Here is a 19699-nt window from a genome sequence, read left to right on the forward strand (position 1 = left end):
TTGCTCCTGATCGTTTTGCTGGGAGGAAAGGAAAGGTTGGGTGGAAGAAGTCGCGCGTTCAGTGGCTGCCGCCGACTTCGTAGTGGGCCTGCCGCTCCTCGAGGGCATGCCAGCCGATGATGTCCTTGAAGGCCGCCATCGTCGTCTGTTCGAAGGGCAGACCGTCGAAATCGCCGGAGCGTCGCCGCGCCAGTTCCTGCAGGTTGCCGCGCACCGCCTGCACGATGCTCAGCAGACTGGCAATGGGGTAGGTCGCGAAGGCCGCGACTTGCTCGATCTGGGCCCGGCTCAGCGACGTCATCCAGGTGCCCGCCATGAGCTGCAGCGACAGGCGGCGGCCGCACACCTCGCGCAGCTGGACCAGTTGCTCGTAGCAGCTGAAAGTGCGCGAGATGGGCTGGATCAGATCGGCGCCGGCTTCGGCATACCGGGCTGCACGCTCGAGGGCCTCGCCCGCATCCATCGCATCGGTGCGCGCGACGATGAGCAAGTCGGAGTCCTGGCGCGCGTCCACGGCGGCCTTGATGCGCGCCACCGCCGCCTCCATCGACACCACGATCGATTGCGTAGCCGCAGCCGGGCAGCGCTTGGGGCTGACCTGGTCTTCCAGCGAGAGCGCGGCCACGCCGGCCTTCTCGAACTCGCGCACGGTACGCCCGACGTTCAGCACGTTGCCGTAGCCGGTATCGGCATCGGCAAAGACCGGCTTGCGAACCGCATTGACCATCCGGTTGACGGTCGCCACGTTCTCGCTCAGCGTATACAGCTCCATGTCGGGCTGCCCGAGCAGCGAGGCTGAAATGCCGAAGCCCGTGCTGAAGACGCCATCGAAGTCCGACTGGTCGACGAGCAGGGCCGACAGGGCGTCCTGTGCGCCGCCGAACCAGAAGGTGGGCCCGTGGGTGATGCGTTGGCGAAGCGCCTGGCGGCTTGGGGTCATTTCACTACTCCAGAAGATCGTGCGCTTGTCCGAGGCGGTCCGCGGCACGGTTGATTGAGAAAAGTCCGCATGGCGCGCGGGCGCCAATGGCGTCAGGGCGCATGCGCCTCGCGGTTCTCGGCTTTCGCGATGCGCGCCTTGAGATAGGGGATCAGGCCGCCCGCATCGAGCATGCCGCGCTCGGATGCCGAGAACGGCTGAAGCGGCAAGGTCTGGCCGGTGCGGGTGATGCTCACTTCGCTGGTGTCCCAGTTCACTTCCAGCGCATCGCCTCGCGCGACCGCGGCGCGGATGCCGGGACAGGTGACCAGCGGAAAGCCCATGCTCATTTCTCCGCGGAAGAATCCCGGCGAGAACGACTCCGCGATCACGCAGGAAATTCCCAGGTGCCGCATCGCACGCATGGCCGGATAGTGCGGATGGCCGTAGCCGAAGTTGCGCCCGCCGATGAGCACGTCCCCCTGCTGCACGGTGCTGGCGAAGTCGGGCAGGTAGTCGGCCATTGCCAGGGCGGCGAGTTCCGATACGTCGGTGATCTTGATGTTGCGCACGCCGACGATCAGGTCGATGTCGAAATCGTCTTCGTCGAAGATCCAGGCCACGCGCCCGCGCAGGTTGACGAGGCTCATGCGGCGGCTCCGGCGACATTGGCCGCTTCGGCCAGGTACGGGCGCGGATCGGCGATGCGGCCCTCCAGCGCAGATGCCGCCACCACGGCCGCGTTGCAGATGTAGATCTCGGAATCGACGCTTCCCATGCGGCCCGGCGTGTTCAGCGTGCCGGTGGACACGGCGCGCTGGCCGGCGCTCATGGTGGCGATCCGACCGAAGCAGTAGTCGCAGCTGGGCGAGCTGATGAAGGCGCCGGCTTCGACCAGGCATTCGATCAGGCCTTCGCGTGCCGCTGCCGCCATGATGGCCTTCGACGTGGGCACCACATGCAGCTGGAAGCCGGGCTGGATGCGGCGGCCGCGCAGCACCTGGGCCGCCACGCGCAGGTCTTCCAGCCGCCCGCTGGCGCATGAACCGAGGTAGCCGGTATGAACTTCCACCCCGACGTAGTCCTTGAGGTCGCGCGTGTTGGCCGGGCTGGGCGGCACCACCACGATGGGCTCGAGCGTGGACACATCGATGGTCACGACGCGCTCGTAGACGGCATCGGCGTCGGGATAGACCGGCGCCAGGTCGACCTTCGAGCGGCCCTCCACGTAAGCCAGGGTCTTCGCATCGGGTGCGATGAGCATGGTGGTCGCGCCGAGGAACATCGCCTGGCCGCAGATGGTCTGTCGGCCTTCGATGCTCATCTGGTCGATGACGGGACCGCAGAGTTCGACCGCCTTGAAGCAGCATGAATCCGGCCCCATCACGCGCACCATCTGATGGAACACGTCGCGCGCCATCACGCCGGGCTGAAGCGTACCGACCAGCTCCACCTTGACCGTCGCCGGCACGGTCATCGTCACGTTCTCCGTCACGAAGGATTCGATCACGCCCTTGCGGGCACCGAACGCGAAGCTGCCGAAGGCACCCAGCTGGCTGACATGGCCGTCGAAGTGCACGACGAAGCCGCCCGGCGTGGCATAGCCCAGTTCGGCCGCCACCTGGTGGCCGATGCCTTCGCGCTCGTAGACCGGAACGCCCTGCTCCTTGCCCCAGGCGCGGGTGATCTTGTGCAGCTCTTCTTCCTTCGGCGCCGCAGCCGGGACCATGTGATCGATGAAGAGGACGAATCGCTCCGGGCTGGTCACCTTCTCGATGCCGAAATCCTCGCGCGTCTCCTTGAAGAAGACGTCGGTGTAGCCGGGAAAGTCGTAGGTGATGACGAAGTCCGGGCGCGCCGTGATCTCTTCGCCCGGCATCACGCTCTCCTTGCCGGAGGCGCGGGCCAGGATCTTCTCGGTCATCGTGTGGGGCATGGGTGATTCCGTTTCACTCCCACTATGTGGGAGGTTTTCGTTTGTCAGTGCTTTCGACTATATTGACCCTCCCTTTGATACCGTTCGGGTGCAACCCGAATTACTGCCACATGGTGGAAACTAAAGACAAGCCAGGTAAAAAGCGCGTGCCCGCGACTTCCGAAGTTCCAGAGCAGCAGGCACGAAGCGGCACCCAGAGCATCGAGCGGGTGGTGGGCATGCTGCGCGTGATCGCAACGCGCGGACGTCGTGGCATGCGCATCGCAGACGTGGTCGACGTCAGCGGTCTGCCGATGTCCACCTGCTTTCGCATGCTCCAGCGTCTGGAACTCGAAGGGCTGGTCTATCGCGATCCTCTGACGCGCAAATACCACCTGGGCCCGCTGCTCTACGAGCTCGGACTGCTGGCGCAGCCGCGCTATCAACTGAGCGAACTGTGCAACGAAGCGCTGTTGGTGATCGCCGATCAGACGCAGGACACGGTCTACCTGAGCGAGCGGCGCGGAGCCGAATCGATCTGCACCAGCCGAGCGCTCGGCGACTACCCCATCAAGGCGCTGACGCTCGACGTCGGGATCCGCCGGCCGATGGGAGTCGGCGCGGGCGGGCTCGCCATCCTCAGCGCGCTGCCCGAAGCCGAAGCCGATCACATCGTCGAGGCCAGCGGCGCGCAATATGCGAAGTTCGGCTCCGCCTTCGACCCTGGCTTCCTGCGTGCGGCACTGATCGAAAGCCGTGCCCGGGGCTATTCGTTCCTGGACAGTGCCGCAACGCCGGGCACGGCAGCCGTCGGGGTCGCCTTTCCTCCAAAGAACCCTATCGCCGCCATCAGCGTGGCCGCCATATCGAGCCGGCTCGGCCCCGCGCGGCGGGTCGAGGTGGCGAAAATCATCCAGAAGCAGGTTCGCGGGATCTGCGCACTGCTGCGTGCCGATGTGCCGTCGGCGGCGGTCGGACAGCGGAAGCAGGCCATCTAGCGCGTCAGCGCCCGCCCCCCTTCGCCCAAGGCCAGCGACAGGTAATGCCGGAGGTAGCGAGCGCGGGCCTCGCACCCCCAATAAGCCCCGAGCGCGTCCAACTGGGAAATCCGCACGCAGCCGAGCGCCTCGTGCGCCGCACCGGGGCACCCCGACAACACCGGAAGCGTCACTGCAACCGGCGCCGGTCGGTGGGTGGCGATCGACTGCCGCATCCCGTGCGCCAGTTCGTCGGCCGACGGGCTCAACGCATGGCGCACATCCGATGTCGGCACCCAGACCGCGCCCCGGAGGGGCAGGACCCGGATCCGGGGCCGCTCCTCGAAGGCCGTCTCCCACTGGACCTCGATGTGGATCGGAGCCAGGGGCCGCCGGGGCGGTCGCGGGCGCGCGCAGTCCCCGGCCAGCGCCAGAAGCTTGGTGAACATGGGCTGCGGCGCCTCCACGCTCAGTCGGGATGCCGGCTCGCGTCCGGGCGACCCGGCACCGCTTCATCGGCGATGCGCTCGAGCTCCGAGAGGATGGCCCAGGCTTCGCCCTCCTCCCCATCGAAAGCCTCGGTCAGCAACTCGACGGCGAAGTCCATCTGCGTCGGCGTGAAGAACTGCGCCACCATGCCCATGGTCTGGTTGGCGCTGCGCAGCGGGCGGCCGGTGGCCGTCTCGGCCAGATACAGGGCCCGAACCAGGTTGACCTGCGGATAGCTCAGCGCCTGCTCGCCGCAGGCGCGCAGATGGGCCGTCAGCGCGCGCGCAGCGCGTCGGCAGGCGGTCAATGTCTCGGGGCTCAGGGCTGAAGCTTGTGCGTCCGCGCGGCCACCCCTGGCAAGCAGGTCCGCGGCGGTGTGTGTGGTGTTCGGGCTCATGACCCTAGCATCGACGAGGTTGCTGAGGACTGCCTTAAGTCGAAGGTATTGGTCGAGTTTGAAGATCCTGTGTTTTTATACAGTTACTTCTGTAGAATGAACCGCCCACCACCACCACGCAAGGCGAGACCATGCCCCACCCCACGCCCTCGTCGAACGCCGGCAGGGTGCTGCCGTTCGAGCCTCGACCCCGCGTTGCGAGGCGCAGGTCCTGGCCGTTTCCGGTGGCCTGCGAGCTGCCCGCAGCGCCGCAGATCAAGGCCCGGGCGGCACAGGTCATCGCCACCACCGCCCGCCACTGGCTGGGCCCGGCCTGAGGCCAACGGACGCTACTTCAAGCGTGCCAGCACGCCGCGCGCGGCCGCTGCACCGCTGGCCATCGATGCGGTCAGCAGGTAGCCGCCGGTCGGCGCCTCCCAGTCGAGCATCTCGCCGGCAAAGAAAACTCCCGGCAGCGCGACCCCCATCAACTGGTCGTCGAGCGCATCGAAACGCACGCCGCCGGCGGTGCTGATCGCCTCGTCGATGGGTCGCGCGGCCTTCAGCCGGAGCGGCACCGCCTTGAGGGTCTCGGCCAGCTTGTCCGGCGCATGCATCTCGTCGCGGTTGAGCACCTCGTGCAGCACACCGGCCTTGATGCCCTCGATGCCGAGCCGGCTCTTCAAGTGACTGGCCAGCGACCGTGCGCCGCGTGGGTGCAGCACCGCGGCGCGCACCTGCTCGGCGCTGCGATCGGGCAGCAGGTCGAGCATCAGCGTGGCGCTGCCGCGCTCGGCGATCTCGTCGCGCAGCAAGGCCGACGCCGCATAGACCAGGCTGCCCTCGATGCCGGTGGCGGTGGCGACGAACTCCCCCTTGCGCGCAAAGCTGCGACCGTGCGAATCGCTGAACGCGATCGCCACGGACTTGAAGGGCATGCCGGCGAAACGCTCGGCGAAGTGCGGCGTCCAGCCGAGGTCGAAGCCGCAATTGGCCGGCAGCAGGGGCGCCACCCCGACGCCGCGCCCGGCCACCCACGGCACCCAGGCGCCATCGGACCCCAGCCGCGACCAGCTGGCGCCGCCGAGCGCCAGCACGACGGCGTCATGGGAGGCCGCGGCTTCGCCGTCCGGCGCGGCGAAGCGCAGCGTGGTGGCCACGGCCTGCGCGTCGTCCCAGCCGAGCCAGCGATGGCGCATGTGAAAGCGCACGCCGGCCTGCCGCAGCCGATGCAGCCAGGCACGCAGCAGCGGCGCGGCCTTCATGTCCTTCGGGAACACGCGCCCCGAGGTGCCGACGAAGGTCTCGATGCCCAGGCCCTGCGCCCAGGCCTTCACTTGGTCGGGACCGAAGGCGCGCAGCAGCGGCGCCAGTTGCTCGCTGCGCTCGCCGAAGCGGCCGGCGAAGCGTTCGAAGGGTTCGGAATGCGTGAGGTTCAAGCCGCCACGTCCCGCCAGCAGGAACTTGCGCCCGACCGAGGGCATGGCGTCGTAGAGATGCACTTCGACGCCTTCGGCAGCCAGCGTTTCGGCGGCCATCAATCCGGCGGGGCCGCCACCGACCACCGCGACTTTCTTTACTTGGTTCATGCGTCGAGTGTCACCGCTTTGCCTATCGCCGCCATAGCCTGGGGGCCGACCACGCCGCCACTTGGTTTCTGTCACAATGACCTGCACTTTGGCGACACCGAAACTCTCCGCGCAGAAGGACACAACCCCATGGCCAGCGACCTCATCAAACACATCTCCGACTCCTCCTTCGAAGCCGACGTGCTCAAGTCCGGCAAGCCCGTGCTGGTCGACTACTGGGCCGAATGGTGCGGCCCGTGCAAGATGATCGCGCCCATCCTCGACGAGGTGTCCAACACCTACGAAGGCAAGCTGCAGATCGCCAAGATGAATGTCGACGAGAACCGCGACATCCCTGCCAAGTTCGGCATCCGCGGCATCCCCACCCTGATGCTGTTCAAGGACGGCCAACTCGCCGCCACCAAGGTCGGCGCGATGAGCAAGGCGCAACTCACGGCCTTCATCGACCAGCAGCTCGCCTGAGCCTTGTCCGGCTGCCTGCGCGCAATGCGCCGGCAGCCGCCGATTTTCCTGTCATAATCTCCCGCAGATCACCGGCCCTTCCAGGGACCCGGTTCGAGTTCCCCGGTTTGTGAGGCATTTCTCGCCTCTCCTCAAACCTCCCCCTCCTGGTTTCAGACTGATTTCCCCGCACGGGGTCATTCCATGCACTTAAACGAACTCAAGGCACTCCACGTGTCCGAAGTCCTCAAGCAGGCCGAAGCCCTTGAGATCGAAAACGTCGGCCGCATGCGCAAGCAGGAGCTCATGTTCGCGATCATCAAGAAGCGCGCGAAGGCCGGCGAACAGGTGTTTGCCGACGGCGTGCTCGAGATCCTGCCCGACGGCTTCGGCTTCCTGCGCAGCCCCGACACCAGCTTCACCGCCAGCACCGACGACATCTACATCTCGCCGAGCCAGGTGCGGCGCTTCAACCTGCACACCGGCGACATGATCGAAGGCGAAGTGCGCACGCCCAAGGACGGCGAGCGCTACTTCGCGCTGACCAAGCTCGACAAGGTCAACGACGGCCTGCCCGAGAACAACAAGCACAAGGTCATGTTCGAGAACCTGACGCCGCTGTTCCCGAAGGAGCAGATGAAGCTCGAGCGCGACGGCTTCAAGGGCGAAGAGAACATCACCGGCCGGATCATCGACATCATCGCCCCCATCGGCAAGGGCCAGCGGGCCCTGCTGGTGGCACCGCCCAAGAGCGGCAAGACCGTGATGATGCAGCACATCGCGCACGCGATCAGCGCCAACTACCCCGAAGTGCACATGATGGTGCTGCTGGTGGACGAGCGGCCCGAAGAAGTGACCGAGATGCAGCGCACCGTGAAGGGCGAGGTCATCGCCTCGACCTTCGACGAGCCCGCCGCGCGCCACGTGCACGTCGCCGAAATGGTGATCGAGCGCGCCAAGCGCCTGGTCGAGCTCAAGAAGGACGTCGTGATCCTGCTCGACTCGATCACCCGCCTGGCCCGCGCCTACAACAACGTCGTGCCGTCGTCGGGCAAGGTGCTCACCGGCGGTGTCGACTCCAATGCGCTGCAGCGCCCCAAGCGCTTCCTCGGCGCGGCGCGCAACGTGGAAGAAGGCGGCTCGCTGACGATCATCGGCACCGCCCTGATCGACACCGGCAGCCGCATGGACGAAGTGATCTTCGAAGAGTTCAAGGGCACCGGCAACTCCGAAATCCACCTCGACCGCCGCCTCTACGAAAAGCGCGTGTTCCCCTCGATCCAGCTCAACCGCAGCGGCACCCGCCGCGAAGAGCTGCTGCTCGCGCCCGAGATCCTGCAGAAGACCCGCATCCTGCGCCAGCTCATGTACAACATGGACGAGATCGAGTCGATGGAGCTGATGCTCAAGAACATGAAGGCGACGAAAACCAATGTCGAGTTCTTCGACATGATGCGTCGCGGAGGCTGATCGCCTCCTCGCGCTGACGCCCTGTCAGCGCGCCGCCAGGGCCCGGCCTTCCGCCGCGCTCTGGCGACCCAGGTCAAGCAGTTCCATCAGCTCGACCGCCTGCTCCGGCGTCACCGGATTCGGGCCCTTCCCCAGGATCGCATCGCGCACCGCCGCGTAGTAGCTCACGTAGTTTCCGGCCTGCGTGGGCAGCTTCTGCGTGCGTGCGCTGCCATCCAGCCCCACCAGCGTGAGTTCGCCGTCGACCGGGTCGGCGCCCCATTGGGCATCGCCGGGCCGGCCGCCGGCGCGCAGCGCGTCTTCCTGCGGATCGACGCCGCGCTTCAGGTAGCTGCCCCGGGTGCCGTGCACGATGTAGCGCGGCGCCGGGAACGCCGCCAGCGTGGTCGCGTGCAGCACCACCCGCAAGGGCGCGTGCTCGCCGCTCTCGTAGCGCAGCACGGCATGGAAATAGTCTTCGACCAGCGCGCGCTCGCGCAGCGCGGCGGTGTCCAGCTGCAGCGTGTCGGGCCGGCCGAAAAGCTGCACCGCCTGGTCGACCAGGTGGGCGCCCAGATCGACCCACAGGCCGGCGCCGGGCACCGGCTGTTCGCGCCAGCGCTCGCGCACCTGCGGCCGGAAGCGATCGAAGTGCGATTCGAAGAACACCGGACGACCGAGCTCGCGGCGCGCGAGCAGGTCGCGCAGGCTCAGGAAGTCCGAGTCGAAACGCCGGTTCTGGTAGACCGACAGCAGCCGCCCCTGGCGCTTTGCCAGCGCCGCGAGATCGCGCGCCTGGGCCGCATCGAGGGTGAAAGGCTTGTCGACCACGACGTGCTTGCCGGCCTCCAGCGCCGCCCGCGCGACCGGATGATGCTGGGCGTTGGGGGCGGCCACCACCACCAGGTCGATGTCGTTTCGACGCAACAGCGCACCGACATCCGGGACCACGTCGACACGCGGCCAGTCGGCATGCACCTTGTTCGGCTGGGAGCTGGCCACGGCACCGAGCTCGAGCCCCGGAACCGCCGACAGCACGGGCGCATGAAAGGTCTGGCCGGCGAATCCGTAGCCGACCAAGCCGGCCTTCAGGGTGGGAGATGGCATGTTGAAACGGGCCTCTGGCGCTGAAACAGGGCAGTATGCGATAATTGCGGGCTTAGCGAAAAGTGCTCTCGTTGGCGTCCTGCCCGGCAAGTGGCTCTCGCATCGACCCAAAGGATTTGAATCATGGCTAAAGAAGGCATTCACCCCAACTACCGCGAAGTTCTGTTCGTTGACCTCTCGAACGGCTTCAAGTTCGTGACCCGTTCGTGCGCGAACACCAAGGAAATGGGCAAGACCGACGACGGTCGCGAACTGCCTCTCTTCAAGCTCGACACCTCGAGCGAGTCGCACCCCTTCTACACCGGCACGCAAAAGTCGGTCGACAACATGGGTGGCCGCGTCGAGAAGTTCCGCAACCGCTTCGGCAAGACGACCGGCGCCGCCTCCAAGTAAGGAAGGCGCTTCCGCGTCGAGGGCAGCCCGGTTTACCGCGCTGCCCTTTTTCACATCTGCCTCCCTCGAACTCCCGACCCTTGAACCAGCCGACGCCCGCGATCGTTGCCCAAAGCGCCGTGCGCCGCCTGCCGCGGATCGCGCTGCTGCTTCTGTGCGCGGCCTACCTGATGCCGGGGCTGCTGGGCCGGGGGCCCTGGAAGAGCGCCGACATCGCGGCCTTCGGCTTCATGGCCGAGCTCGCGCAGGGCGGCGGCGGCCTGGCCCGCTGGTTCGATCCGATGCTGCTGAGCCTGAGTCCCGAGACGCCGGCGCTGCTGCCCTACTGGATCGGCGCCTGGGCCATCAAGATCGCACCGGCCTGGATCAATCCCGACCTCGCAGTGCGGATCGCCTTCGCCCTGCTGCTGGCCGGTGCCTTTGCCGCCACCTGGTATGCCGCCTACTACCTGGCGCGCACGCGGCGGGCGCAGCCGGTGGCCTTCGCCTTCGGCGGCGAGGCCCGGCCCACCGACTATGCGCGGGCCATCGCCGACGGCGCCCTGCTGGCGCTGATCGCCTCGCTGGGCCTGGCGCAGCTGGGCCATGAAACCACGCCGGCGCTGGCCCAGCTGTTCTTCGCCGCGCACCTTTTCTACGGTGTCGCGGCGCTGCCCTATCACCGCATCGGCGCCTTCGTCGCCTTGCTGGTCGGCAGCCTCGGCCTGGTGCTGTCCGGCGGACCGACGGTCGGCCTGGCGCTGGGCCTGGGCTGCGTCGGGGTGCTGGTCGCCGAGCGACGCCGCAGCAGCGACGGTGAAGAAGATTCCGAATCCGAGCCGACCTACAGCCGCGGTGCCATCGCCGCCGTGCTCGGCACGACGCTGCTGGCCACCGCGCTCGGCGCCGGGCTCGGCCTCTTCCAATGGAAGATCGACCTGCCCGGCAGCGACCCGAACGTGCGCCTGATCGCCGACTTGCGCGACCAGGCCAAGCTTCTGCTGTGGTTCACCTGGCCGACCTGGCCGCTGGCGGTGTGGACCCTCTGGCGCTGGCGCCGGCAGCTGCTCGCGCGCCACGTGGCGCTGCCGCTGTGGTTCGCCCTGGTGCCGCTGCTGGCGACCTGGACCACCGATTTCTCCGAGCGCTCGCTGCTGCTCGGGCTGCCGGCCCTCGCCACGCTGGCGGCGTTCGCGCTGCCGACCCTGCGGCGCAGCGTGGCGGCGCTGATCGACTGGTTCACGCTGCTGTTCTTCACCGGCTCGGCGATCATCATCTGGGTGATGTGGGTGGCGATGCAGACCGGGGTGCCGGCCAAGCCGGCCGCCAACGTCGCCAAGCTGGCGCCCGGCTTCGTGCCGCATTTCTCGGCCGTGGCCTTCGTCTTCGCGCTGGTCGCGACGCTGGCCTGGGCCTGGCTGGTGCGCTGGCGCACCGGCCGCCATCGCGCCGCGCTCTGGAAGACCCTGGTGCTGCCGGCCGGCGGCGCCGCGCTGTGCTGGATGCTGCTGATGACGCTGTGGCTGCCGCTGCTCGACTACGCGCGCAGCTACATCCCCCAGGTCCACGCGATTTCCGAAAAAGTCGGCCAGACCGAGTGCATTTCCGAACTCGCGCTCAGCCGGCCGCACATCGCCGCGCTGCGCTACCACGGCAATTTCAAGCTGAGGTCGCTCGCCACCGAGGCGCCCTGCCCCTGGCTGCTGGTGAGCCCGGCGGCGATCGCCCGCCTGCATGACATCGTGAGCCTCGACGGCTGGCGCCTGATCGGCACCCTGCGCCGCCCGACCAGCCCGAGCGACGACCTGCTGCTCTACCAACGCATCACGCCGGCCGGTGGCGGTGGCTAGCAAGCCGGGCGCCAGCCGGGATCGAGGCCTGATTGCACGCCACGCAGCGACGGTGCTGGTCGGCCAGCTCGCGGTGATGGCCTTCGGGGTCACCGACACGATCGTGGCCGGCCGCTATGCCGAAGGCGCACTGGCCGCCCTGTCGGTCGGCTCGGCGATCTTCATCAGCGTCTACGTCTCGTTGATGGGCGGGCTGCAGGCCCTGCTGCCGATCTGGGCCGAATTGCACGGCGGCCGGCGCACCGCCGATGTCGGCCGCTCGGTGCGCCAGTCGCTCTACCTCTGCGCCGCCGCGATCGCGCTCGGCATGGGGCTGCTGCTCTTTCCCGCACCGCTGCTGCGCTGGACCCAGGTGCCGGCGGCCATGCGAGATGACGTAGAGGCCTACCTCCAGGTGCTGGCCTTCGCGCTGGCGCCGGCGCTGCTGTTCCGCGTCTTCAGCACCCTCAGCCAGAGCCTGGGCAAGCCCCAGCTCGTGACCTGGCTGCAGCTGGCGTCGCTGGGCCTGAAGCTGCCGCTGTCGATCTGGTTCGCCTTCGGCGGCGCCGGGCTGCCGGCGCTGGGATTGGTGGGCTGCGGCTGGGCCACGCTGGTGGTCAACTACGCGATGCTCGGCGCCGCCGTCTGGCTCCTGCGCAGCGATCCCTTCTACACCGGCTACCGCTTCTGGCAGCGCATCGAGCCGCCCGACTGGCGCCAGCTGCGCCAGTTCGCCCGGCTGGGCGTGCCGGCCGGGCTCTCGGTGCTGGTCGAAGTGACGTCGTTCACGCTGATGGCGCTGTTCATCGCCCGGCTGGGCACCGCGGCCTCGGCGGCCCACCAGATCGCCGCCAACCTCACGGCGGTCGCCTACATGGTGCCGCTGTCGCTCTCGATCGCGACCAGTGCGCGCGTCAGCTACTGGCTCGGCGCCGGCGACGCCGCGCTCGCGCGGCGCGCCTGCGCCCGCGGCTTCGAGCTGACCGTGCTCTTCGCCTTGCTGTTCGCGGGCGCGATGGCGGCGCTGCGCTGGCAGCTGGCCGCCGTCTATTCGGCCAACCCGGCGGTGATCGCGCTCGGCGCCACGCTGCTGCTGGCCACCGCGCTCTATCACTTCGCGGACGCGCTGCAGACGCTGTGCGTCTTCGTCCTGCGCTGCTACCACGTCACGGTGATGCCGCTCGCGCTGTACTGCGCGCTGCTGTGGGGCATGGGACTGGGCGGCGGCTACCTGCTGGCCTACCGCGACATCGGCCCCTGGGTCGCGATGGCGTCACCGCTCGCCTTCTGGCTCATGGGCGCGGCGGCCCTGGCGCTCACGGCCGGCCTGTTCGTCGCACTGCTGCTGGCGACGCTCAGGCGACGGCGCTGAGGGGCGTCGCCTGCCGCAGCCGGGCCGGCGGAAACACCAGCGCGAAGCGCGAGCCCTTGCCAAGCGTGCTCTCGATGCGCAGCTCGGCGCCGTGGCGCTGGGCGATGTGCTTGACGATCGCCAGCCCGAGGCCGGTGCCGCCGGTCTCGCGCGAGCGGCTGCGGTCGATGCGGTAGAAGCGCTCGGTCAGCCGCGGCAGGTGCTCGGCCGCGATGCCCGGACCGCTGTCGCGCACCGCGTACTCGCCACGGCCGTCGGGCAGCAGGCGCCAGCTGACGGCGACCTCGCCACCGCCGGGCGTGTAGCGGATCGCGTTGCTCAGCAGGTTGGACATGGCGCTCTGCAGCTCGGTCGGCGCGCCGGCGATCTCGGAGTCGGCTTCCATCGAGAACGACAGGCGATGCCCGTGCGAGCTCAGCCGGCTCGACAAACCCCGGCCCTCGTCCTCGCACTGCGCCATCAAGGCCCGCATGCGGGTCCAGCGGGTCGCCGGCGGGGCCGCGCTGCCCTCCAGCCGCGACAGGGTCAGCAGGTCGTTGACCAGCGTCTCCATGCGGTGCGACTGCTGCGACATCAGGCCCAGGTAGCGGGCCCGCTCCTCGGCGTCGAGCGGCAGGTTCTGCAGCGTTTCGACGAAACCGGCCAGCACCGTGAGCGGGGTGCGGATCTCGTGCGAGACGTTGGCGACGAAGTCGCGCCGCATCGCCTCGGCCTGCTCGAGCGAGGTGATGTCACGCGTCAGCAGCATGCGGCGGTTGCCGGCATAGGGGTGCACTTGCACCGACAGGCGGGCCGGATGGCTGCGCTGCTGCGGCCCCTGGGCATCGATCACGACGTCGCGGCTGTAGTTCCAGGACGCCAGGTAGGCGACGAACGCCGGGTCGCGCACCAGGTTCGCCATGTGCTGCAGCAGGTCGCGTTCGGCATCGATGCCGAACTGGCCGGCGGCCGTCTGGTTGCACCATTCGATGCGGCCCTGCTCGTCGAGCAGCACGACACCGTTCGGCGAGGCCTGGATGGCGGCCAGGAATTCCTGCAGCCGGTCTTCAGCCTGGCGGGTCTGCTGTTCGCGCTCGCGCAGAAGCTTGCGGATGCGCTCGGACAGTTCGCCCCAGACGCCCGCGCCGCGCGAAGGCAGCCCGGCCGCATCGCGGCGCAGCACGTTCAGCAGCCGCTGGGCGCGCCAGGCGTCGAGCACCAGCCACAGCACCGCGCCCAGCCAGGCGCCGAGCCAGGCGTGGTGCCAGTTCAGCAAGGCCGTGGCCAGGGCACCGCCAAGCGCGGACGCCGTGAGGAAGGTAGCGATACGAAACGGCATGCCGGGCAATTATCCCGCCCGGCCGGAACCGGCAGGGCCTCTTGCAGGAAAGCTAATCGGTTGAGGACAGAGCAAAAACTGCTTTGCAGTTTCTTGGTCTGTCCCGCAAGGTCTCAGACTGTCGCCTGGGCGGTGAGCCGGTAGCCGGCGCCGCGCACGGTCTCGACCATCGGCGCGGCCGCACCGAGCGACTCGCGCAGGCGCTTGACATGCACGTCGACCGTGCGCTCCTCGATGTAGACGTGGTCGCCCCACACCTTGTCGAGCAGCTGGGCCCGGCTGTGGACGCGCTCGGCGTGCTGCATCAGGAAGCCCAGCAGCTTGAACTCGGTCGGCCCGACCTTCAGCGGCGCCCCCTGCCAGGTGACGCGGTGGGTGGCGGTGTCGAGCACCAGCTCGCCGATCTCGACCCGCTCGGCCACCGCCTCGGGCGCCCGCCGGCGCAGCACGGCGCGGATCCGCGCCAGCATTTCCTGGGTCGAGAACGGCTTGGTGATGTAGTCGTCGGCGCCGGCATCGAGCCCCGCCACCTTGTCGGGCTCGTCTCCGCGCGCGGTCAGCATCAGGATCGGAATGGTCTTGGTGCGCGGGTCCTTGCGCCACTGGCGCGCCAGCTGCAGGCCGCTCTGGCCCGGCAGCATCCAGTCGAGCAGCACCAGGTCGGGCAGGAAGGCGTCGATCTCGCGTTGCGCCGCCGCGCCGTCCTCGGCCCAGATCGGCTCGAAGCCGTTGTGGCGCAGGTTGACCGCGATCAGCTCGGCGATCGACGACTCGTCTTCAACGATCAGGATCCTTGGTTTCTTCATGAATTCAATGTCTGCCGGTCACTGCAATGCCGACTCGATGGCTTCCATCGAAGTGTGCCGCACATCGGCGCCCTTGACGATGTAGATGATGAACTCGGCGATGTTCTTGGCGTGGTCGCCGATGCGCTCGATCGCCTTGGCCAGGAACAGCAGGTCGAGGCTGGCGGAGATCTTGCGCGGGTCTTCCATCATGTAGGTGACCAGCTTGCGCACGAAGCCGTCGAACTCCTTGTCGATCAGGTCGTCGTCCTTGAGGATCGACAGCGCCGCCGCGGTGTCCAGGCGCGCGAAGGCGTCGAGCGCCTTGCGCAGCAGGCCGGAGGCCAGGTCGGCGGCGATGCGCAGCTCGGTCGAGGGCAGCGCCCGGGCCGATCCGCTCTCGATGATCGACTTCACCATGCGGGCGATCTTGTTGGCTTCGTCGCCCACGCGCTCGAGGTTGGCGGTGGTCTTGGAGATCGCGATCAGCAGGCGCAGGTCGCGCGCGGTCGGCTGGCGGCGGGCGATGATCGACGACAGCTCGCGGTCGATCTCGATCTCCATCGCGTTCACGCGGTGCTCGGTCTCGGCGACCCGCTCGGCCGCCTCGGCGTCGAATTCCTGCAGCGCGTAGACCGCCTGGTGGATCTGGGCCTCGACCATGCCGCCGAGCTCCATCACGCGCGACGAAACCGTGTTGAGTTCGCTGTCGAACTGGCTGGAAAGATGCTTCTCGGTCATGTCGTCCCCTTAGCCGAAACGGCCTGTGATGTAGTCCTCGGTCTCCTTGCGCTTCGGCTTGAAGAACAGTTCCTCGGTGGCGCCGAACTCGATCAGGTCGCCCAGGTACATGTAGGCGGTGTAGTCGCTGCAGCGCGCTGCCTGCTGCATGTTGTGGGTCACGATGACCACGGTGTACTCGCTTTTGAGCTCGGCGATCAACTCCTCGATTTTCGCCGTGGAGATCGGGTCGAGTGCCGAGCAGGGTTCATCGAGCAACAGCACCTCGGGCTTGATCGCGATGCCGCGGGCGATGCACAGGCGCTGCTGCTGCCCGCCCGAGAGGCCGGAGCCGCTTTGCTGGAGCTTGTCGCGCACCTCGGTCCACAGGGCCGCCTTCTTGAGCGCCCACTCGACCCGGTCGTCCATCTCCGACGCGCTGAGCGTCTCGAACAGCTTCACGCCGAAGGCGATGTTGTCGTAGATCGACATCGGGAACGGCGTCGGCTTCTGGAACACCATGCCGACCTTGGCGCGGATCAGCGCGACGTCCTGCTTGGATGTCAGCAGGTTCTCGCCGTCGAGCGCGATGGTGCCCTCGGCGCGCTGCTCGGGATAGAGCTCGAACATGCGGTTGAAGGTGCGCAGCAGGGTCGACTTGCCGCAGCCCGACGGGCCGATGAAGGCCGTGACCTTGTTCTCGGGAATCTCGAGGTTGATGCCCTTGAGCGCGTGGAACTTGCCGTAGTAGAAGTTCAGGTCCTTGACCGAGATCTTCGAGCGCGTCGGCTGTGCGAGGGTGGTGGTAGGCATGGTTTTTCTTAGAGCTTGTTGCGCGTGAGGACCCGCGCGAGGATGTTGAGCGCCAGCACCGCGACGGTGATCAGGAACACGCCGGCCCAGGCCAGCTGCTGCCAGTTCTCGTACGGGCTCATCGCGAACTTGAAGATGGTCACCGGAAGGCTGGCCATCGGCTGCGTCACGTCGGAGGTCCAGAACTGGTTGCTGAGCGCGGTGAAGAGCAGCGGCGCGGTCTCGCCGGCGATGCGCGCCACGGCCAGCAGGATGCCTGTCACCACGCCGGCGCGGGCCGCGCGCAGCGTGATGCTGAGGATCACCTTCCACTTCGGCGTGCCGAGCGCATAGGCCGCTTCGCGCAGGCCCGGCGGCACCAGCTGCAGCATGTTCTCGGTGGTGCGGATCACGACCGGGATCACGATCAGCGCCAGCGACAGCGCGCCGGCCAGGCCCGAGAAGGACTTGAAGTAGGCCACCACCACGGCGTAGACGAACAGGCCGATCACGATCGACGGCGCCGACAGCAGGATGTCGTTGACGAAGCGCACGATGGTCGACAGCCAGCCCTTGGGGTTGTACTCGGCCAGGTAGATGCCGGCCATGATGCCGATCGGCGTGCCGACGAAGGTCGCCATCAGCACCATCACCAGCGAGCCGAAGATCGCGTTGGCGATGCCGCCGGCCTCGTTCGGCGGCGGTGTCATTTCGGTCAGCGTGCTCAGGGCCAGGCCGCCGACGCCCAGGCGCAGCGTTTCCCAGAGGATCCACACCAGCCAGAAGACGCCGAAGGCCATCGCCGCCAGCGACAGGGTCAGGGCGACGAAGTTGATCCGCTTGCGGCCGGCGAAGCGCGCCGCGCGCGTCTCCTCCAGCGTCTTGGCGTTCAGGAGGCGTTCCGCAGTGGTCATGATTTGGTGCCCTCGCTCTTCTTCATCTGCGCCAGCAGCAGCTTGGACAGCGACAGCACCACGAAGGTGATGAAGAACAGCACCAGGCCGAGGTACATTAGCGAAGCCTGGTGCAGCCCGGCGCCGGCTTCGGCGAACTCGTTGGCCAGCACCGAGGTGATGCTGTTGGCGGGCTCGAAGACCGACAGGGAGTTGAGCTGGTTGGTGTTGCCGATCACGAAGGTGACCGCCATCGTCTCGCCCAGCGCCCGGCCGAGGCCGAGCATGATGCCGCCGATGACGCCGGCCTTGGTATAGGGCAGCACCACCTTGGAGACCACTTCCCAGGTGGTGGAGCCGAGGCCGTAGGCCGACTCCTTGAGCAGCGGCGGCGTGACCTCGAAGACGTCGCGCATCACCGAGGCGATGAACGGGATGATCATGATCGCCAGGATGATGCCGGCCGACAGGATGCCGATCCCGACCGGCGGCCCCGAGACCAGCGCGCCCAGGTATGGCACGCCCTCGAAAAGCTTCTGCAGCGGCTGCTGCACATAGGTCGACAGGATCGGGCCGAACACCAGCAAGCCCCACATGCCGTAGACGATCGACGGCACCGCGGCCAGCAGTTCGATCGCCGTGCCGAGCGGCCGCTTGAGCCAGGCCGGCGACATTTCGGTCAGGAACAGCGCGATGCCGAAGCTCACCGGCACCGCGATCAGCAGCGCGATCAGCGAGGTCGCCAGCGTGCCGTAGATCATCACCAGGCCGCCGTACTGGTCCTGCACCGGATCCCAGACGCTGCTGGTGAGGAAGCCGAGGCCGAACTTCGCGATCGCGGGCCAGGCGCCGTACAGCAGCGACAGCAGGATGCCGATCAGCATCGCCAGGGTCAGCAGAGCGGCGCCCTTGGCGGCCCAGCCGAACAGGCGGTCGGTGGCGGGGCCGCTGCGCGGCCGCTTGGCCGGCGGCGGAGTGACTTTGGCACGGGCGCGCTCGGCCGGGAGGTCGAGCGGGCCGGCGCCGGCGGGGAATGTGGATGACACAGGTCGCTCCGAAGCCGGCGCACGATCAAGCGGAGTGCTCATGCGCGCCGGGGGGTGGTCTTACTTGATCGCGACGGGCTTGCCCGACGCGTCCTTGATGTCACCCCAGGCGGTGGCGATCGCGCCCTTCACCTTGTCGGGCATCGGCACGTAGTCCAGGTCGCCGGCGGTCTTGTCGCCGTTCTTGTAGGCCCAGTCGAAGAACTTGAGCGTGGTGGTGGCCTGGGCCGGCTTTTCCTGCGACTTGTGCATCAGGATGAAGGTCGCGCCGGTGATCGGCCACGAATCCTTGCCCTGCTGGTCGGTCAGCACCTGGTAGAAGGTCTTCGACCAGTCGGCGCCCGCGGCCGCCGCCTTGAAGGCGTCGTCGTCCGGCGAGACGAAGTGGCCGGCCGCGTTCTGCATCTGCGCGTAGGTCATCTTGTTCTGCTTGACGTAGGCGTATTCGACGTAGCCGATCGAGTTCGGCAGCCGGTTCACGAAGGCCGCGACGCCTTCGTTGCCCTTGCCGCCGGCGCCCGTGGGCCAGTTCACGGCCGTGCCGTCGCCGACCTTGGCCTTCCAGTCCGGGTTGACCTTGCTCAGGTAGTTGGTGAACAGGAAGGTAGTGCCCGAACCGTCGGCGCGGCGCACCGGGGCGATCGTGGCGTCGGGCAGGTTCAGCGAGGGGTTCAGCGCCTTGATGGCGGCATCGTTCCACTTGGTGATCTTGCCGAGGTAGATGTCGCCCAGGACCGGGCCGCTGAGCTTGAGTTCGCCCGGCTTGATGCCCTGGATGTTGACCACCGGGATCACGCCGCCGATGACGGTCGGGAACTGCATCAGGCCCTTGGCCTTGAGTTCGTCGTCGGACAGCGGCATGTCGGAAGCGCCGAAGTCCACCGTCTTGGCATCGATCTGCTTGATGCCGGCGCCCGAGCCGACCGACTGGTAGTTGATCTTGGCGCCGGTGGCCTTGTTGAAATCGGCGGCCCACTTGGAATAGAGCGGCGCCGGGAAGCTGGCGCCGGCGCCGGTGGCCTCCTGGGCGAAGGCCGGGATATGGGCGATGGCGGCGGCGATCAGGCCGGCGGCTGCAAATTTGAACGTCGTTTTCATGGTGCTTCCTTTGAGCTGCAAGAGAACCCCCTTGGAGGGCTTGGCAGCGACTCTAGAAAGCTTGTGTGACAGCGTCGTGACACCCTCCCACAGAGGGAAAATCGCCTTTGGCGACACGTATCCATGTGTCGCTGTCACAGATTCGTCACACAGCCCGCCTAGCCTCGGAACCCCGCCGGGCTACGATCAGGCCCCGACCTCTCCACCTCATC

Annotated in this window: 21 protein-coding genes; 7 read left to right on the top strand and 14 right to left on the bottom strand. The window is 67.7% G+C overall.

Annotated elements, in window-relative coordinates; translation table 11 throughout:
- Positions 1 to 58: 58 nt before the first annotated feature.
- From QTI17_RS07935 to QTI17_RS07945, 3 genes are all read right to left on the bottom strand, one after another.
- Entirely contained in the window at positions 59 to 940 is an 882-nt protein-coding gene (locus tag QTI17_RS07935; protein WP_286532079.1) for an isocitrate lyase/PEP mutase family protein, read from the bottom strand.
- 92 nt (positions 941 to 1032) lie between these two features.
- Positions 1033 to 1569, bottom strand: coding sequence for a LeuD/DmdB family oxidoreductase small subunit (locus QTI17_RS07940; protein WP_286532081.1), 537 nt, complete (start codon positions 1567 to 1569; stop codon positions 1033 to 1035).
- A complete protein-coding gene (locus QTI17_RS07945) occupies positions 1566 to 2855 on the bottom strand; it encodes a 3-isopropylmalate dehydratase large subunit (protein WP_286532083.1) in 1290 nt (429 codons plus the stop codon). The genes QTI17_RS07940 and QTI17_RS07945 overlap by 4 nt, the downstream gene beginning before the upstream one ends.
- Before the next feature lie 113 nt (positions 2856 to 2968).
- Here QTI17_RS07945 and QTI17_RS07950 point away from each other — a divergent pair, with 113 nt between their 5' ends.
- Positions 2969 to 3832, top strand: a complete 864-nt coding sequence (locus QTI17_RS07950) for an IclR family transcriptional regulator (RefSeq protein WP_286532085.1) — start codon at positions 2969 to 2971, stop codon at positions 3830 to 3832.
- Here the strand turns inward: QTI17_RS07950 and QTI17_RS07955 are convergent.
- Together QTI17_RS07955 and QTI17_RS07960 are read right to left on the bottom strand one after the other, a co-directional pair.
- Entirely contained in the window at positions 3829 to 4260 is a 432-nt protein-coding gene (locus QTI17_RS07955; RefSeq protein ID WP_286532087.1) for a hypothetical protein, read from the bottom strand. The two genes, QTI17_RS07950 and QTI17_RS07955, sit on opposite strands and share 4 nt — an antisense overlap.
- Positions 4261 to 4280: 20 nt before the next feature.
- Positions 4281 to 4697 carry a hypothetical protein gene (locus QTI17_RS07960; RefSeq protein ID WP_286532089.1) on the bottom strand — a complete coding sequence of 139 codons (417 nt, stop codon included), beginning with the start codon at positions 4695 to 4697 and terminating at the stop codon, positions 4281 to 4283.
- Between the two features lie 131 nt (positions 4698 to 4828).
- Here QTI17_RS07960 and QTI17_RS07965 point away from each other — a divergent pair, with 131 nt between their 5' ends.
- Positions 4829 to 5014, top strand: coding sequence for a hypothetical protein (locus QTI17_RS07965; RefSeq protein WP_286532091.1), 186 nt, complete (start codon positions 4829 to 4831; stop codon positions 5012 to 5014).
- A 12-nt stretch (positions 5015 to 5026) separates the two neighbouring features.
- Here the strand turns inward: QTI17_RS07965 and QTI17_RS07970 are convergent, their stop codons facing one another.
- Complete coding sequence (locus tag QTI17_RS07970) at positions 5027 to 6265, bottom strand: TIGR03862 family flavoprotein (protein ID WP_286532092.1); 1239 nt, start codon at positions 6263 to 6265, stop codon at positions 5027 to 5029.
- A gap of 129 nt (positions 6266 to 6394) precedes the next feature.
- Here QTI17_RS07970 and trxA point away from each other — a divergent pair, with 129 nt between their 5' ends.
- The gene (gene trxA, locus QTI17_RS07975; RefSeq protein ID WP_028253873.1) at positions 6395 to 6727 is read left to right on the top strand and encodes a thioredoxin TrxA; all 333 of its coding nucleotides are present in this window, start codon (positions 6395 to 6397) and stop codon (positions 6725 to 6727) included.
- Between the two features lie 183 nt (positions 6728 to 6910).
- A complete protein-coding gene (gene rho, locus QTI17_RS07980; protein WP_158722484.1) occupies positions 6911 to 8176 on the top strand; it encodes a transcription termination factor Rho in 1266 nt (421 codons plus the stop codon).
- A gap of 24 nt (positions 8177 to 8200) precedes the next feature.
- Here the strand turns inward: rho and QTI17_RS07985 are convergent, their stop codons facing one another.
- A complete protein-coding gene (locus QTI17_RS07985; RefSeq protein ID WP_286532094.1) occupies positions 8201 to 9262 on the bottom strand; it encodes an oxidoreductase in 1062 nt (353 codons plus the stop codon).
- 123 nt (positions 9263 to 9385) lie between these two features.
- Here QTI17_RS07985 and QTI17_RS07990 point away from each other — a divergent pair, with 123 nt between their 5' ends.
- The 3 genes from QTI17_RS07990 (at position 9386) to QTI17_RS08000 (ending at position 12835) form a co-directional block, all read left to right on the top strand.
- Entirely contained in the window at positions 9386 to 9655 is a 270-nt protein-coding gene (locus tag QTI17_RS07990) for a type B 50S ribosomal protein L31 (RefSeq protein WP_158722485.1), read from the top strand.
- A gap of 80 nt (positions 9656 to 9735) precedes the next feature.
- Positions 9736 to 11484, top strand: coding sequence for a hypothetical protein (locus QTI17_RS07995; RefSeq protein WP_286532096.1), 1749 nt, complete (start codon positions 9736 to 9738; stop codon positions 11482 to 11484).
- Entirely contained in the window at positions 11477 to 12835 is a 1359-nt protein-coding gene (locus tag QTI17_RS08000) for an MATE family efflux transporter (protein ID WP_286532098.1), read from the top strand. The genes QTI17_RS07995 and QTI17_RS08000 overlap by 8 nt, the downstream gene beginning before the upstream one ends.
- On the opposite strand, the gene phoR is transcribed toward QTI17_RS08000, so the two are convergent.
- The 7 genes from phoR to pstS form a co-directional block, all read right to left on the bottom strand.
- Complete coding sequence (gene phoR, locus QTI17_RS08005) at positions 12819 to 14153, bottom strand: phosphate regulon sensor histidine kinase PhoR (RefSeq protein WP_286532101.1); 1335 nt, start codon at positions 14151 to 14153, stop codon at positions 12819 to 12821. The two genes, QTI17_RS08000 and phoR, sit on opposite strands and share 17 nt — an antisense overlap.
- Positions 14154 to 14266: 113 nt before the next feature.
- A complete protein-coding gene (gene phoB, locus QTI17_RS08010) occupies positions 14267 to 14959 on the bottom strand; it encodes a phosphate regulon transcriptional regulator PhoB (protein WP_286532102.1) in 693 nt (230 codons plus the stop codon).
- 18 nt (positions 14960 to 14977) lie between these two features.
- The gene (gene phoU / locus QTI17_RS08015) at positions 14978 to 15679 is read right to left on the bottom strand and encodes a phosphate signaling complex protein PhoU (RefSeq protein ID WP_286528690.1); all 702 of its coding nucleotides are present in this window, start codon (positions 15677 to 15679) and stop codon (positions 14978 to 14980) included.
- A 9-nt stretch (positions 15680 to 15688) separates the two neighbouring features.
- Positions 15689 to 16471 carry a phosphate ABC transporter ATP-binding protein PstB gene (gene pstB, locus QTI17_RS08020; protein ID WP_286508990.1) on the bottom strand — a complete coding sequence of 261 codons (783 nt, stop codon included), beginning with the start codon at positions 16469 to 16471 and terminating at the stop codon, positions 15689 to 15691.
- Positions 16472 to 16479: 8 nt separating this feature from the next.
- Complete coding sequence (gene pstA, locus QTI17_RS08025; RefSeq protein ID WP_286532104.1) at positions 16480 to 17364, bottom strand: phosphate ABC transporter permease PstA; 885 nt, start codon at positions 17362 to 17364, stop codon at positions 16480 to 16482.
- On the bottom strand, positions 17361 to 18431 hold the full coding sequence (gene pstC / locus QTI17_RS08030) for a phosphate ABC transporter permease subunit PstC (protein ID WP_286532106.1): 1071 nt from the start codon (positions 18429 to 18431) through the stop codon (positions 17361 to 17363). The genes pstA and pstC overlap by 4 nt, the downstream gene beginning before the upstream one ends.
- Positions 18432 to 18449: 18 nt before the next feature.
- The gene (gene pstS, locus QTI17_RS08035; protein WP_286532108.1) at positions 18450 to 19487 is read right to left on the bottom strand and encodes a phosphate ABC transporter substrate-binding protein PstS; all 1038 of its coding nucleotides are present in this window, start codon (positions 19485 to 19487) and stop codon (positions 18450 to 18452) included.
- Between the last annotated feature and the right edge of the window lie 212 nt (positions 19488 to 19699).

It is taken from the genome of Variovorax sp. J31P179 (assembly GCF_030316985.1).
In the GTDB taxonomy this organism is placed as follows: domain Bacteria; phylum Pseudomonadota; class Gammaproteobacteria; order Burkholderiales; family Burkholderiaceae_C; genus Variovorax; species Variovorax ginsengisoli_B.

Excerpts from the sequence above, each read along its gene's own strand:
- QTI17_RS07960 (WP_286532089.1), bottom strand. The coding sequence starts at position 4,697 with ATGAGCCCGAACACCACACACACCGCCGCGGACCTGCTTGCCAGGGGT.
- pstC (WP_286532106.1), bottom strand. The coding sequence starts at position 18,431 with ATGAGCACTCCGCTTGATCGTGCGCCGGCTTCGGAGCGACCTGTGTCA.
- phoR (WP_286532101.1), bottom strand. The coding sequence starts at position 14,153 with ATGCCGTTTCGTATCGCTACCTTCCTCACGGCGTCCGCGCTTGGCGGT.
- phoU (WP_286528690.1), bottom strand. The coding sequence starts at position 15,679 with ATGACCGAGAAGCATCTTTCCAGCCAGTTCGACAGCGAACTCAACACG.
- QTI17_RS07945 (WP_286532083.1), bottom strand. The coding sequence starts at position 2,855 with ATGCCCCACACGATGACCGAGAAGATCCTGGCCCGCGCCTCCGGCAAG.
- trxA (WP_028253873.1), top strand. The coding sequence starts at position 6,395 with ATGGCCAGCGACCTCATCAAACACATCTCCGACTCCTCCTTCGAAGCC.
- QTI17_RS07940 (WP_286532081.1), bottom strand. The coding sequence starts at position 1,569 with ATGAGCCTCGTCAACCTGCGCGGGCGCGTGGCCTGGATCTTCGACGAA.
- QTI17_RS07990 (WP_158722485.1), top strand. The coding sequence starts at position 9,386 with ATGGCTAAAGAAGGCATTCACCCCAACTACCGCGAAGTTCTGTTCGTT.
- pstA (WP_286532104.1), bottom strand. The coding sequence starts at position 17,364 with ATGACCACTGCGGAACGCCTCCTGAACGCCAAGACGCTGGAGGAGACG.
- phoB (WP_286532102.1), bottom strand. The coding sequence starts at position 14,959 with ATGAAGAAACCAAGGATCCTGATCGTTGAAGACGAGTCGTCGATCGCC.
- QTI17_RS07970 (WP_286532092.1), bottom strand. The coding sequence starts at position 6,265 with ATGAACCAAGTAAAGAAAGTCGCGGTGGTCGGTGGCGGCCCCGCCGGA.
- QTI17_RS07965 (WP_286532091.1), top strand. The coding sequence starts at position 4,829 with ATGCCCCACCCCACGCCCTCGTCGAACGCCGGCAGGGTGCTGCCGTTC.
- QTI17_RS07985 (WP_286532094.1), bottom strand. The coding sequence starts at position 9,262 with ATGCCATCTCCCACCCTGAAGGCCGGCTTGGTCGGCTACGGATTCGCC.
- pstS (WP_286532108.1), bottom strand. The coding sequence starts at position 19,487 with ATGAAAACGACGTTCAAATTTGCAGCCGCCGGCCTGATCGCCGCCGCC.
- QTI17_RS07955 (WP_286532087.1), bottom strand. The coding sequence starts at position 4,260 with ATGTTCACCAAGCTTCTGGCGCTGGCCGGGGACTGCGCGCGCCCGCGA.
- rho (WP_158722484.1), top strand. The coding sequence starts at position 6,911 with ATGCACTTAAACGAACTCAAGGCACTCCACGTGTCCGAAGTCCTCAAG.
- QTI17_RS07935 (WP_286532079.1), bottom strand. The coding sequence starts at position 940 with ATGACCCCAAGCCGCCAGGCGCTTCGCCAACGCATCACCCACGGGCCC.
- pstB (WP_286508990.1), bottom strand. The coding sequence starts at position 16,471 with ATGCCTACCACCACCCTCGCACAGCCGACGCGCTCGAAGATCTCGGTC.